The sequence below is a fragment of the Rhodanobacter sp. FW021-MT20 genome (genome assembly GCF_041107475.1).
In the GTDB taxonomy this organism is placed as follows: domain Bacteria; phylum Pseudomonadota; class Gammaproteobacteria; order Xanthomonadales; family Rhodanobacteraceae; genus Rhodanobacter_A; species Rhodanobacter_A glycinis.
Genome location: NZ_JBGBPX010000010.1, coordinates 52,211 through 65,228, shown reverse-complemented (window position 1 = coordinate 65,228; position 13,018 = coordinate 52,211). Strand labels below are relative to the sequence as shown.

Below are 13,018 nucleotides of genomic sequence, written 5' to 3'. Positions count from 1 at the left end.
ATTCCAATCCATGGATCATCCTTGGCCGGGTTTGTTGTTGACGGCGGCGACGAGTTGGTTGAGGGGATCCCACGGTGGATCGGGCAACGGTTTGACCGGCTCGTACTCGACGTGATCGGCCGGTGTGGGCACGTTATCGTGGCGTGCCTGGCCCATGGCATCGAGTGTGCCGGATATGACGCTGCCACCCGCAAAAAAGATCTTGTAGCCTTGCCCCGCGTAGGGCTGGTTGTCGGCATCGCGATGGCTGATCTGGATCCAGTTGGGCAGTTTGTCGGTGGAGTCATCCGGTAACACCGGCAACTCCGCCGCCTGTCCCTCACCCCCCAGCCACTCATGCGTCCCGCTCTTCACCGTGAAATTCCCCGGGCAGGCGATGGTGATGTTCGGGCCGTCGAGGGTGATGGTGCTTTGGCCCGATTGCAGGACGATGGTGTCTTTGGCCAGCACCTGGATGCGGTCGGTGGTGCTGGTAACCGTGACCGATTGGTCGGCGAGGATGTCCATGGCGTCGGTGTGGGCCTCCATGCTCACCGGGCCGTGGTTGGCGATGATCTTCATGCCGCCGTCGGCAGCGTAGAGGCTGGCGGCGTCGCCGCTGACGGCGGCCAGGGTGGCGCCGGCGGCGAGGTGGGTGTCGCGTTGGCTGGTGAGGTGCTGGTGTTCGCCGGCGAAGCTGGCGGCGCTCTTGGGGGTGGTGAGGGCGAGGCTTTCGGGGGTTTCCAGCAGCACGGCGGGTTGGGCGAAGCGTTCGACCGGATCGCCGCCGCTGCGCTGGTTGCCGTTGGGTTTCGTGCTGGGCTGGCCGTTGACGCTGCCGGTGTACTTGCCGTCCTGCTGCGGATCGATCATTTGTTGCAGGTCGGTTTGCGCGTTGTTGGCGGCCAGTGGCGTGGCCTTCGCCTGCGTGGCGGCGCCGTCCAGCCGCTGGGCGGTGGCGTGGGCGGCCTTGAGCTGGCCGAGGGCCTCGGCCGCATCCATTGGGGTGGATTGGCCTTGCGCGCGGGCGGTGCCGGACAGCAGCAGGCCTTCGCCGGCGCGGACCACGGCCCAGCCGGCGGTCATCAGTTCGAAGCCTTCGCCGCGATAGCCGCCGCGCTGGTTGCCTTGCTGGTCGATCAGGTAACCGAGGTTCAACTGGCTGTCGGCCACGCTGTGGTTGAGGCTGTGGCGCAGCTGGCCGGAGGCATCGTCGAGTACCCAGCGGCTGCCGGGTTGGCCATCCAGGGTTTGCGTCTGCACGCCACTGAGCGTGCCGGGATGATTGGCGCCGCTGTTCTCACCCGCCGCGAACGGCGGCGTGGCCGGGCCGTTGTAGAGCTGGCCGACGACGACCGGTTGGTCGATATCGCCGTGGGCGTATTCCACCAGCACCTCCGAACCGATACGCGGCACGAAACTGTGACCGTGATGGGCACCGGCGTTGGCCTCGGCCACGCGCACCCAGGTGCCCGAATGATGATCGCCCGGTGCGTGACCGTGCGGCAGGTGGGTGCTCATCGTGTCGGTGAGGCCGCCGGGTAGCGGTGCCGTGCCGCGTTGCCACGGGAATTGCACGCGCACCTGGTGGTCGCGGGTGCCGGTGAGCGTATCGCCGGGGACGCCCACCACGATGGCGCTTTGCACGCCGGGGGCCAGCGGGCGGTCACGATGGGCCGGCGCGATCGGCGTGCCGGTGGGCACGGCGTCGACGTGCTGGCGGTAGCTGCCCTTGCCCAGCGTGCTGTCGTCGGTCGGGCGGCCGCGCAGGTGCGGTAGCGCGGTGCCCAGGTTGTTGGTGGCGACGTGCGTCAGCGTCAGTGGCACGAAGGCTTGGCCGGACAGGTCCGGGTGCTGGGTCAGCACGTAGCTTTTGCCCGCTTCCAGCGTGCGCACGGCGCCCTGGCCGTGGAAGGTGCGGGCCGCGAGGCGCAAGGCATCCAGCCGATGGGTGGCGTAGCGCTGCGCCTGGGCGGCGGTGTCGAAACGGCCGCTGCGGTCGGCATCGAATACGTCCAGCGAGGGCAGTTCGGGCGCGTGGTCGTCGTGCGGGGCCTGGGCGCTGCCGGCCACGCTCAGCACCTGATCCGCTTTCCAACTGGCGGTGGTGACCCGGTCGGGCACCAGCTGGCGGCGTTCGCTGAACACGCTGATCGCGTCGTCCTGCTCGGTAGCGTCGATGCGGTGGAAGCGCACCGAGGCCGGCTCGCCGTCCGGTTGTGCGGCCTGGGTGTCGAAGATCACCAGGGTGTGGCCCGGGCTGTCGCCATCGGTGGCACTCTGGTCATGCTCGAAGCGGTACGACAGGCCTTCCTCGCCGAGCAGGCGCTGGACGAAGGCGAGGTCAGTCTCGCGGTATTGGGTGCAGATCGGGCGGGTGCGCAGTGGCGTGGTGACTTCGGTGCGCACCTGCAGCTGCGGGTAGTCGGCCAGCACCTGGGTGACGACATCCAGCGCGTTGCGGTCCTGGAAAATCAGCGCGTTGCGGCGCAGCGCCAACAGGGCCAGCCCCGATTGCATGTCGAGCCTGTAGCGGGCCAGGCCGCCGTCGGCACCCAGCGCGGCGGCATGGGTGACGATGCCGTGCCAGTAGCGGCGCCCGCCGGCGGCGGTGGCGATGCCTATGCTGATCGGCTGGCCGAGCAGCGGCTTCAGCTCGATGAAGGCCGAGGCGCTGACGCAATCCAGTTCGAAGCGGAAATCGTCGTTGACCGCTTCGCGGCCTTCGAAGCGTTCGACGATCAGGCCGTCGGCCGCGGCGGTGTCCAGCGTGATGAAACGCGTGGTCTGCGACAGCAGGCCCAGCCAGGCGGAAACGTCAAAGTCTTCCATGTCTTTCACCCTTAGTCGCATTGCGTCCTGTTCGGCGAGCGTACTCCAGTGGGAAATCTTGCAGGAGTGAGCGCACGAAGAATCAGCAAAGTCCTACAAGAAAACGTGATCGACGTAAGCTTCTTCGACGATTTTTAAGGTGGCAAAGCGAGTATGAGATGTTGGCCAGTTTGCTCCGGTTGCCAGTGGCGGCTTGCTGTGAATACCGGCGGTTTGCGAGTCAGCTCAGCGCGCGGGTCCGTCCACCGTCCACCGCGATGCTGACGCCGTTGACGTAGGCGGCGGCCTGCGTGCACAGGAAGGCGATCACTGCGGCCACTTCTTCGGGTTCGCCGAAGCGGCGGGCGGGAACGGTGGCCAGCATGTCGCGCGTGACGGCGTCTTCCTCGCGGCCGCTGGCCTTGATCCGGGTTGCAAGAATGTCATCCAGCCGCGCGGTGCGCGTGTAGCCGGGCAGCACGTTGTTGACGGTGATGCCGTCGGCGGCCAGCTCGCCGGACAGGGTCTTGGCCCAGCCGGCGACGGCGGCACGCACGGTGTTGGAGACGCCGAGCCCGGCGATCGGTTCCTTCACCGAGGTGGAAATCACGTTGACGATGCGCCCGTAAGCGGCTTCGCGCATGCCTGGCAGCAGCGCCTGCACCAGCGTCTGTCCGGCCAGCAGGTGTTGGCGAAAAGCGGTCTCGAAGGCGGCGGCATCGGCCATGTGTGCGGGGCCACCAGGCGGGCCGCCGGTGTTGTTGACCAGGATCTGCACGGGCGCGTCGGCGACGAGTGCGGCAGCGGCGTCGCGCAGCGCCGCGGTGTCGTGCATGTCCACGCTGCGCCAGTCGTGATGCTGGTCGGCATGCGTGCGCGGCAGTTGGTCGGCCAGTGCCTGCAGCGCTTCGGCGGAACGGGCCAGCAAGGTGACGCTGGCGCCAAGCCCGGCCAGTTCCAGCGCGCTGGCGCGGCCGATGCCTTGCGAGGCGCCGCAGACCAGCGCGTGACGTCCACTCAGATCCAGTTGCATGGTGATGTCCTTGGCATGGGGTGCGACGGCATGGAGGCGGCGGCGTGCGGCACGGCGAAACGGGCTCTCAGCCGCGCAGCACCCATTGCAGTCCCAGCGCGATAAGCCAGCAGGCCCAGGCCAGCCACTGGCTGTAGCGCCACACACGCCACCAGCGAGTGACGATGGGGTCGGCAAGAGCAGGAATGGCGGGCGAGCGCAGCACATGCTGCATCCGCATCCACAGTCGCATGCCGCGCGCGCTGCCGCTGTCGTCGATGATCTGCCAGTGCTGCGGATGATCCTCGCGGATGCGTCGCGCCACGCGAAACGGTGCAACGTAGTGCAGTACCAGGCAGACGAGTCCGGCCAGCAGCAGGGCGATGTAAACGATGAAATGGCTCAACTGCCGCTCCCGCTCCAGTGCACCGGCAGCGCCGTGCGCAAGGTATGCAGCACGCCCTGGCCTTGCGGGGGCTTGCCGCAGACGCCGTGATCCACGGCCTGGGCGTAAGTCTTGGTCATCAGCCCGATCCAGACCGTGCCGTTGGGCCCGTGCGGCACCTTGAAGCTGCCGTTGGAGACCATGTTGTTGGGGGTGTCCACGGAGAACGCGGCCGGCGACTGTTCCCAGTAGGTGTTGCTGGATTGCTGCTGGGCGGAGCTGTACAGCACCAGGTAACGCGCCTTCGGATTGGATACGGTGACGCTGCCGAAGGCGCCGCTGCTGGCGCTGCTCCAGCCCATGTACTCGCACAGGTTGACGTCATGCGTGTCGATCGGCTGGAAGGCATCGTCCAGCAGCACGACGGTGGGCGCGAACAGGTAGCTGTCCTTCAGCCAGCTGCCGTGCAGCTCGGACTTCAGGCCTACCCGGTAGGGCATCTTCACGTCGGGCGGCAGGCTGAAGGCCAGAAAATAGCTGCGCGTGCCGTTGAGATCGGCCACCAGGCTGCCGCTGCCCAGCTTGAACTTCTTCGGGCGCCACGGCAGCAGGGTCTGGTAGGAGAAATCGGCAAAGCTGCTGCAACAGGGCGTGGCATCCTTCAATGCCTGTTGCGCCTTGGCGATGGTGACGCCGGTACTCTGCGCCGGGCGCAGGTTCGGGGGCAGCAACGCCTTGGCACTGTGGCACGCGCCCAGCACGGTGCAGGCGGCAACGAGGATGGCGATGGCAAACGGTCGATAACGCATCAGGATCGTCAGAATTCAGCGGTCCCTGCCGCACGTGGATAGGGGATGGCGTCGCGGATGTTGGACAGGCCGCACACGTAGACCAGCAGGCGCTCGAAGCCGAGACCGAAACCGGCATGCGGTACGGTGCCGTAGCGGCGCAGGTCACGATACCAGCCATAGGTCGCAGTATCGAGGCCGAACTGGGCCATGCGGCGGTCGAGATAGTCCAGCCGTTCCTCGCGCTGGGCGCCGCCGATGATCTCGCCGATGCCCGGGGCCAGCACGTCCATCGCCGCCACGGTCTTCTCGTCGTCGTTCAGTCGCATGTAGAACGCCTTGATTGCCTCGGGGTAGTTCATTACGACCACGGGGCGGCCGATATGTTTCTCGGCGAGATAGCGTTCGTGCTCGGTTTGCAGGTCGATGCCCCAGGTCACCGGGTAATCGAACTTCTGCCCGGATTTCTTCAGGATCTCGACGGCCTCGGTGTAATCGATGCGCTCGAACGGTTTGGCGATAAAGGCTTCCAGACGGCTGATCGCGTCCGGCAGCACGCGTTCGGCAAAGAACGCCATGTCGTCGGCGCGCTCGTCCAGCACCGCCTTGAAGATCGCCTTGAGGAAGGCCTCGGCACAGTCGGCGTCGGCGGCCAGGTCGGCGAAGGCGATTTCCGGCTCCACCATCCAGAACTCGGCCAGGTGGCGCGGGGTGTTGGAGTTCTCGGCGCGGAAGGTCGGGCCGAAGGTGTAGACCTTGCTCATGGCCAGGCAGTACGCCTCGACATTGAGCTGGCCGGACACGGTGAGGAACGCCTCGCGGCCGAAGAAATCCTTGCGGAAGTCGATCTTGCCGTCGTCGGTGCGCGGCAGGTTGGCCAGGTCCAGCGTGGACAGCCGGAACATGTCGCCGGCGCCTTCGGCGTCCGAGGTGGTGATGATCGGGGTGTTGACCCAGAAGAAGCCCTGCTCGGTGAGATGGCGATGGATCGCCGTCATCATGGTGTGGCGCACGCGGGTCACCGCGCCGAACAGGTTGGTGCGCGGGCGCAGGTGGGCGACCTCGCGCAGGAACTCCATCGAGTGCTGCTTGGGCTGGATCGGGTAGGTTTCCGGATCGTCGACCAGACCGGTGACCTCGACGCTGTCGGCCTGGATCTCGAACGCCTGGCCCTTGCCCTGCGACGGCACCAGGGTGCCGGTGACGATCACGCCCGCACCGGCGGTGAGGTGCTTCACTTCGCTTTCGTAATTGGCCAGGGTGGCCGGTGCCACCGCCTGGATCGGATCGAAGCAGGAGCCGTCGGTGACATTGACGAAAGACAGCCCGGCCTTGGAGTCGCGCCGGGTGCGAACCCAGCCGCGCACGGTGACCTTGCTGCCGGCTTCCATTTGGCCGGAGAGCGCGTGCTTGACGCTGCATACCGTCGGGCTGACCGCCGTCATGAATTGAAACTCCTGATTGGGCGCCGCATATCGACGCGTGTGGGCAAACCGGCATGATAATGTAGTACACGTCGGACCCGCGACCTTTCGCCCGATTTTGTCCGGCTTGTTCCGTTCGTTCCACCGAGTTGCCCATGACCATCACGATCACCCCTGCCGCCAACCAGCGCATGCGCCAGTTCCTCGACCAGTCTCCTGCTGCCGCGGGCATTCGCTTCGGCGTGAAGCGCACCGGCTGCTCGGGTTTCGGTTATGTGGTGGATCTGGCCGAGGCCGTCGGTGCGGAGGACCAACTGGTCGAAGTCGATGGCGTGCCGGTAGTGGTGGACAGCAAGAGCCTGCCACTGGTCGACGGCACGGTGATCGATTTCCAGCGTCAGGGCCTCAACGCCAGCTTCGTGTTCCACAACCCCAACGCCACCGGGGCGTGCGGCTGCGGGGAAAGCTTCACCGTGAGCTGAGCCGGGCAGGGCGCCGACCCGTGGCGCCATCGGGAGAGTCCGCGCCCTTCGGGTCCCCGTTCGCCCGCGCGCCGAGACTTGCGCTCAAGTCACTGTCACGCTTACACTTCCGCTTCTGTCCGCGCTGCAAAGGGCCGACAGGACACTTGCCTCACCGCACCTGCGGGAGGCTGCGAGGCCGTTTTTGGCCGCATCCACAAGGAGTTCCTCCAAGATGACCCTGCGTCATTACGAAGTCGTGTTTCTGGTCCACCCTGACCAGAGCGAGCAGGTCCCGGCGATGATCGAGCGCTACAAGGCGCTGATCGAGACCGACGGCGGCAAGATCCACCGTCTGGAAGATTGGGGCCGCCGTCAGCTGGCTTACCCGATCGTCAACCTGGCCAAGGCACATTACGTGCTGCTCAACATCGAAGTCAGCCAGAGTGCGCTGAACGAGCTGGAGTCGGGTTTCCGCTTCAACGACGCCGTGCTGCGCCACTTGGTGATCCGTCGCGACGAGGCCGATCTCGAGCCGTCCTTCATCCTGAAGTCGAAGGAAAAGGACGATGCCAAGACCTCGCGTCGCCGTGACGACGACAGCGATGGTGACGAGCGCCCGGCCCGCCGCGAGCGCAACGACAGCGATAGCGACAACGATCGCGACAGCGACGACTGATCAGGAGCCACGACATGTCCAAGTTCTTCCGCCGCCGCAAGTTCTGCCGCTTCACTGCCGAGAAGGTGAAGGAGATCGATTACAAGGATCTCAACACCCTGCGTCAGTACATCACCGAAAACGGCAAGATCGTGCCGAGCCGCATCACCGGCACCAAGGCGCGTTACCAGCGTCAGCTGGCCACGGCCATCAAGCGCGCGCGCTTCCTGTCGCTGTTGCCGTACACCGACAACCACGACGTCTGATCCCGGAACCCTTCTCCCCGCCGGGGAGAAGGTGCCCGCAGGGCGGATGAGGGGGGGGGGCTCGCGACAGCGTTGATTCGAAGCGTGCTTCGATCGATGCCAGCGCAAATCCGCCCCTCGCTCCATCCGCCCTCTGATGGGAAACACCAGCAACATTCGGACAACCGTCCACGGCTGCGCCGGCCATTCCGGTGCTAACGAAAAGGAATCATCATGGAACTCATTCTTCTCGAGAAGGTGCGCAACCTCGGCAACCTCGGCGACAAGGTCGTCGTGAAGCCGGGTTACGGCCGCAACTACCTGCTGCCCCAGGGCAAGGCCGTGCGTGTGAACGCCGAGAACCTGGCCGCGTTCGAGCAGCGCCGCGCCGAGTACGAGGCAAAGGCCGACAAGCAGTTGTCGGATGCCCAGTCGCGCATGGCCAAGCTGGCCGACGTGTCGGTGACCATCGAAGCGCACGCCAGTGCCGAGGGCAAGCTGTACGGCTCGGTCGGTCCGCGCGATATCGCCGAGGCGCTGCAGGCCGTCGGTCATGACGTCAACAAGGGTGAAGTGATCCAGGGCGAAGGCCCGATCCGTCACACTGGCGAGTTCGACGTGGTGATCAGCCTCCACGCCGACGTCGAGACCAAGGTCAAGGTGATCGTGGTCGGCGAGAAGTAAGCCGCCGCGATACCGTACCCGGGACGGGCGCCTCAGGGCGCCCGTCTGCTTTTGGGCGCGGCCGGGGTTTTATCCCCAGCAACACACAGCTTATCCACAGAGTTGTTGTCTCGCCCCGTGCGACGTCGCCGCGTATGCTCACAGGCAGCACCGGCCAGCGCGTCCGCGGGGCGTGTGCACGCCCTTCGCGAGGTAGATCCATGTCCTTTGTTCCCGAGCGCCATTCCGAGCGGGCCCCGTCGTTCGAGTCGCTGCGCGTGCCGCCGCACTCGATCGATGCCGAGCAGGCCGTGCTCGGTGGCCTGATGCTGGCGCCCGATGCGCTGGACAAGGTGGCCGATCGCCTCGGCGAGGGCGATTTCTACCGCAAGGACCATCGCCTGATCTGGCGGGCCATCACCGAGCTGGCGAACAAGGGCATGCCGTGCGATGCGGTGACCCTGGGCGACTGGTTCGATGCCAACGGCCTGGCCGAGATGGTCGGTGGCGCCAGTTATCTGGTCGAGCTGGCCAATGCCACGCCCAGTGCGGCGAACATTGCCGCCTATGCCGAGATCGTGCGCGAGAAGTCGGTGCTGCGGCAGCTGATCGACGCCGGCACCTCGATCACCGAGGACGGTTATCGCCCGGAAGGCAAGAGCGTGCAGGAGGTGATGGAAAGCGCCGAGCAGCGCGTGTTCCACATCGCCGAATCCGGCGCACGCGGCAAGAAGGATTCGGTCTCGATGCGCGAGGCGGTGAAGGATGCCTTCCGCCTGCTGCACGAGCGTTACCAGAACCGGGGCCAGCTCACCGGCGTCTCCAGCGGCTTCACCGACCTGGACGAACTGACCTCGGGCCTGCAGCCGTCCGACCTGATCATCGTCGCGGCGCGTCCGTCGATGGGCAAGACCGCGTTCTCGGTGAACATCGCCGAAGCGGTGGCCTTGCGTGCAAAAAAGGCAGTGGCGGTGTTCTCGATGGAAATGTCCGCCTCGCAGCTGGCTTTCCGCCTGATCTCGTCGGTCGGGCGCATCCACCAGCAGCACCTGCGCAATGGCGACCTGGCCGAGGAAGACTGGCCGCGCGTCACCAACGCCATCGCACTGTTGTCCGAGGCGAAGATCTACATCGACGATACCCCCGGTCTGTCGCCGGTGGAGTTGCGTTCGCGCGCGCGCCGCCTGCATCGCGAACACGGCGGGCTGGGCCTGATCGTGATCGACTACCTGCAGCTGATGCAGGTGCCCGGAAGCAAGGAGAATCGCGCCACCGAAATTTCAGAAATTTCGCGTTCACTGAAGGGGCTCGCCAAGGAACTGAACGTGCCCGTGATCGCCCTTTCGCAGTTGAACCGCTCGCTGGAACAGCGCGCCGACAAGCGTCCGATGATGTCCGACCTGCGCGAATCCGGCGCCATCGAGCAGGACGCCGACGTGATCATGTTCATCTACCGCGACGACTACTACAACAAGGAATCGCCGGACAAGGGACTGGCCGAGATCATCATCGGCAAGCAGCGTAACGGCCCCACCGACACGGTGAAGCTCACCTTCCTCGGCCACTACACCAAGTTCGAGAACTACGCGCCGGATTCCTTCGTGGGGGCGTTTGATTGAGCGCCGCGATGCGGAGCGCGTCGTTTGCAGCGTCGTCGAGCCGGTGTTTCGGCAATGGCCGATCACGTATCCGGCGTTTTCCATGCGCGCTTGGCCAGGCCGTGCTTCAAGCCTTGCAGCGGCGTCATCCCAGCGAACGCTGGGATCCAGTGACTTTAGTTCCAGGAATGCGCAAGGCGCTGGATTCCAGCGTTCGCTGGAATGACGAGCTTTCGGAGCCTGTAAAAAATTCATCCGTTCGCCGCAATGGCCGTTCAAGCCCGTTGGTAGGAGCCCGCTCGCGGGCGATGCTGTTATCCGGGATTCGAGAGAGCATCGCCCGCAAGCGAGCTCCTGCTGCGCGGCCACTTCGAATCTGTCGTCATCCATGAGCCGCACCACGGTCGCCACCATCCATCTCGGCGCCTTGCGCCATAACCTGGCGCGAATCAAGGCGCTGGCCGCGCCGGCGAAAGTGATGGCGGTGGTCAAGGCTGATGCCTACGGCCACGGACTGGAACGGGTGGCGCGCGCGCTGAATGGCGATGCCGAAGCCTTTGCCGTGGCCGCATTGGGCGATGGTCTGCGCTTGCGTGCGGCCGGGCATCGGCAGCGCATCGTGGTGCTGTCCGGCCCTGATCAGTCCGGTGATATTGCCGAGATGCAGCGGCTGGGTCTGGATGCGGCGATCCACCATCCGGCGCAACTGGCGTGGCTGGCCGAAGCCAGCGCGTCGCGCGGGCGCCTGCGGGTGTGGCTGAAGATCGACAGCGGCATGCATCGGCTCGGCTTCGCTCCCGAGGAGGTGGCCGACGTGCACGCGCGGCTGGCGGCGATGCCGGGGATCGATCCGGATATCGGCCTGCTCACCCATTTCTCCGATTCGGAAGTGTTCGATGGCGCGCAGACGCCGGCACAGATCGCCCGTTTCAATGCCGCGACGGCCTCGTTCAGCGGGCCGCGTTCGCTGTCCAATTCTGCCGCCGTGCTCGGCTGGCCCGACGCACGCGGCGACTGGGTACGTACCGGTGGCTTGCTGTACGGGTTGTCGGTGGTCGAGGGCAAGAGCGGTGCCGATTTCGGTTTTCGTCCCGCGATGACACTGAGCACCCGGCTGATCGCGGTCAATCGCGTCGGCAAGGGCGAGCGCATCGGTTACAACGGCACCTGGACCTGCCCGGAGGACATGCCGATCGGCGTGGCCGCGGTTGGTTACGGCGATGGCTACCCGCGCAGTGCCAAGGCCGGTACGCCGGTGCTGGTGGGTGATCGATGCGTGCCGTTGGTCGGGCGCGTGTCGATGGATTTGATCACGCTTGATCTGCGCGAAGCGCCACAGGCGAAGGTCGGTGATCGCGTGACCTTGTGGGGCCCTGAGTTGCCAGCGGAAACCGTCGCCGCGCAGTCCGCCACGATCTCCTACGACCTCACCTGTGGCATGACGCGGCGGGTATTGTTCATCGAGGACGAGGGCTGACACGCGCTGTGGGTCTAAGCGTCTCGTCGCATGCGATCGGTGCGGGCTAAGCTTTCTCCATTCCTTTTCTGACCGGATCCACGCATGGCCAAGGCCAAGACCGCCTACGTTTGCACCGACTGTGGTGCCGAACACCCGAAGTGGCAGGGCTCGTGCGCCGAGTGCGGCGCCTGGAACACGCTCAGCGAATTCGTGGTGCAGCCGGCGAAGGTCGCCGCTGCAGGCGGGGCTCGCAACAGTGGCTACGCCGGCAAGGCGGCCGGTGCGGCGAAGGTGACCGCGTTGACCGAGGTGGCGACGGCCACCGAATCGCGCACACTGACCGGCATTGGCGAGCTGGACCGCGTGCTCGGTGGTGGCCTGGTCGACGGCTCGGTGGTGCTGATCGGCGGCGATCCGGGCATCGGCAAGTCCACACTGCTGCTGCAGATGCTGGGGCGGATTGGCGCGCACCTGCCGGGCGTGTACGTCACCGGCGAGGAATCGCTGGCCCAGGTGGCTTCGCGCGCACAGCGCCTGGATCTGCCGCTGGAGCCGTTGCAGGCGCTGGCGGAAACCTGCATTGAACGCATTCTCGAACAGGCCATGGCGACGCGGCCACGCGTGCTCATCATCGATTCGATCCAGACAATCTGGACCGAGTTGCTCACGGCTGCGCCCGGTTCGGTATCGCAGGTGCGCGAGTCGGCAGCCAAGCTGACGCGCTTCGCCAAGGAGAGCGGCACCAGCGTGCTGCTGGTCGGTCATGTCACCAAGGAAGGCGGTATCGCGGGGCCGCGCGTGCTTGAGCACATGGTCGATGCGGTGCTGTATTTCGAGGGCGAATCCGGTTCGCGTTTCCGCGTGCTGCGCGCGTTCAAGAATCGCTTTGGCGCGGTCAACGAGCTGGGCGTGTTCGCGATGTCCGACAAGGGCTTGCGCGAAGTGCCCAATCCGTCGGCGATCTTCCTTTCCGCGCATAGCGAGCCGACCGCCGGCAGCGCGGTGATGGTGACGCGCGAAGGCACGCGGCCGTTGCTGGTGGAGGTGCAGGCGCTGGTCGACCAGAGCTCGCTGGGCAATCCCCGCCGCGTGGCGCTGGGCCTGGAGCAGAATCGCCTGGCGATGCTGCTGGCGGTATTGCACCGCCATGGCGGCGTGGCGGCCTACGACCAGGATGTGTTCGTCAACGTGGTCGGTGGCATCCGCGTGCAGGAAACCGCGGCGGACTTGCCGGTGCTGCTGGCGATCCGTTCATCGCTGCGCGATCGTCCGCTGCCGGACAAGACCGTGGCTTTCGGTGAAGTCGGTTTGTCCGGTGAAATCCGCCCGGTGCCCAACGGCGAGGAGCGCCTGAAGGAGGCGTCCACGCACGGTTTCAAGCGCGCCATCGTGCCCAAGGCGAATGCGCCGAAGAAAGGCCGCGTGGGCGAGATGGAAGTGATCGGCGTCGAACGCCTGGTGCAGGCCCTCGACGCGGCTGGCTGAGTGCGTTGGCGTGGAGGCTGGAAAACGGTGAGTGGGATCAAGTGCGGATG

General features: G+C 65.9%; 12 protein-coding genes. 7 read left to right on the top strand and 5 right to left on the bottom strand.

The features are described from left to right. Positions 1-15: 15 nt before the first annotated feature. The 5 genes from AB7849_RS11910 to asnS form a co-directional block, all read right to left on the bottom strand. A complete protein-coding gene (locus AB7849_RS11910; protein WP_369501098.1) occupies positions 16-2,811 on the bottom strand; it encodes a type VI secretion system Vgr family protein in 2,796 nt (931 codons plus the stop codon). 220 nt (positions 2,812-3,031) lie between these two features. Then, entirely contained in the window at positions 3,032-3,823 is a 792-nt protein-coding gene (locus AB7849_RS11905) for an SDR family NAD(P)-dependent oxidoreductase (RefSeq protein ID WP_369501097.1), read from the bottom strand. 67 nt (positions 3,824-3,890) lie between these two features. Then, a complete protein-coding gene (locus AB7849_RS11900; RefSeq protein ID WP_008213238.1) occupies positions 3,891-4,208 on the bottom strand; it encodes a hypothetical protein in 318 nt (105 codons plus the stop codon). Further along, on the bottom strand, positions 4,205-4,996 hold the full coding sequence (locus tag AB7849_RS11895) for a MalM family protein (RefSeq protein ID WP_369501096.1): 792 nt from the start codon (positions 4,994-4,996) through the stop codon (positions 4,205-4,207). The genes AB7849_RS11900 and AB7849_RS11895 overlap by 4 nt, the downstream gene beginning before the upstream one ends. 8 nt (positions 4,997-5,004) lie before the next feature. Beyond that, on the bottom strand, positions 5,005-6,420 hold the full coding sequence (gene asnS, locus AB7849_RS11890) for an asparagine--tRNA ligase (protein ID WP_008213235.1): 1,416 nt from the start codon (positions 6,418-6,420) through the stop codon (positions 5,005-5,007). Positions 6,421-6,554: 134 nt separating this feature from the next. Between asnS and AB7849_RS11885 the strand changes: the two genes are divergently transcribed. From AB7849_RS11885 to radA, 7 genes are all read left to right on the top strand, one after another. Further along, entirely contained in the window at positions 6,555-6,881 is a 327-nt protein-coding gene (locus tag AB7849_RS11885) for a HesB/IscA family protein (RefSeq protein WP_008213234.1), read from the top strand. A gap of 214 nt (positions 6,882-7,095) precedes the next feature. After that, positions 7,096-7,539 carry a 30S ribosomal protein S6 gene (gene rpsF / locus AB7849_RS11880; RefSeq protein ID WP_008213233.1) on the top strand — a complete coding sequence of 148 codons (444 nt, stop codon included), beginning with the start codon at positions 7,096-7,098 and terminating at the stop codon, positions 7,537-7,539. Between the two features lie 14 nt (positions 7,540-7,553). Then, on the top strand, positions 7,554-7,784 hold the full coding sequence (rpsR, locus tag AB7849_RS11875; RefSeq protein WP_008213232.1) for a 30S ribosomal protein S18: 231 nt from the start codon (positions 7,554-7,556) through the stop codon (positions 7,782-7,784). 213 nt (positions 7,785-7,997) lie between these two features. Further along, positions 7,998-8,447, top strand: a complete 450-nt coding sequence (gene rplI / locus AB7849_RS11870; RefSeq protein WP_008213230.1) for a 50S ribosomal protein L9 — start codon at positions 7,998-8,000, stop codon at positions 8,445-8,447. 200 nt (positions 8,448-8,647) lie between these two features. Then, positions 8,648-10,045 carry a replicative DNA helicase gene (locus AB7849_RS11865; protein WP_008213229.1) on the top strand — a complete coding sequence of 466 codons (1,398 nt, stop codon included), beginning with the start codon at positions 8,648-8,650 and terminating at the stop codon, positions 10,043-10,045. A gap of 367 nt (positions 10,046-10,412) precedes the next feature. Next, on the top strand, positions 10,413-11,501 hold the full coding sequence (gene alr, locus AB7849_RS11860) for an alanine racemase (RefSeq protein ID WP_008213228.1): 1,089 nt from the start codon (positions 10,413-10,415) through the stop codon (positions 11,499-11,501). 84 nt (positions 11,502-11,585) lie between these two features. Beyond that, positions 11,586-12,968, top strand: a complete 1,383-nt coding sequence (radA, locus tag AB7849_RS11855) for a DNA repair protein RadA (RefSeq protein ID WP_008213227.1) — start codon at positions 11,586-11,588, stop codon at positions 12,966-12,968. The last annotated feature ends 50 nt before the right edge of the window (positions 12,969-13,018 follow it).

Bases quoted from the DNA above. Each gene is read 5' to 3' on its own strand.
- AB7849_RS11910 (WP_369501098.1), bottom strand. From the start codon at position 2,811: ATGGAAGACTTTGACGTTTCCGCCTGGCTGGGCCTGCTGTCGCAGACC.
- AB7849_RS11905 (WP_369501097.1), bottom strand. From the start codon at position 3,823: ATGCAACTGGATCTGAGTGGACGTCACGCGCTGGTCTGCGGCGCCTCG.
- AB7849_RS11895 (WP_369501096.1), bottom strand. From the start codon at position 4,996: ATGCGTTATCGACCGTTTGCCATCGCCATCCTCGTTGCCGCCTGCACC.
- asnS (WP_008213235.1), bottom strand. From the start codon at position 6,420: ATGACGGCGGTCAGCCCGACGGTATGCAGCGTCAAGCACGCGCTCTCC.
- AB7849_RS11885 (WP_008213234.1), top strand. From the start codon at position 6,555: ATGACCATCACGATCACCCCTGCCGCCAACCAGCGCATGCGCCAGTTC.
- rpsF (WP_008213233.1), top strand. From the start codon at position 7,096: ATGACCCTGCGTCATTACGAAGTCGTGTTTCTGGTCCACCCTGACCAG.
- rpsR (WP_008213232.1), top strand. From the start codon at position 7,554: ATGTCCAAGTTCTTCCGCCGCCGCAAGTTCTGCCGCTTCACTGCCGAG.
- rplI (WP_008213230.1), top strand. From the start codon at position 7,998: ATGGAACTCATTCTTCTCGAGAAGGTGCGCAACCTCGGCAACCTCGGC.
- AB7849_RS11865 (WP_008213229.1), top strand. From the start codon at position 8,648: ATGTCCTTTGTTCCCGAGCGCCATTCCGAGCGGGCCCCGTCGTTCGAG.
- alr (WP_008213228.1), top strand. From the start codon at position 10,413: ATGAGCCGCACCACGGTCGCCACCATCCATCTCGGCGCCTTGCGCCAT.
- radA (WP_008213227.1), top strand. From the start codon at position 11,586: ATGGCCAAGGCCAAGACCGCCTACGTTTGCACCGACTGTGGTGCCGAA.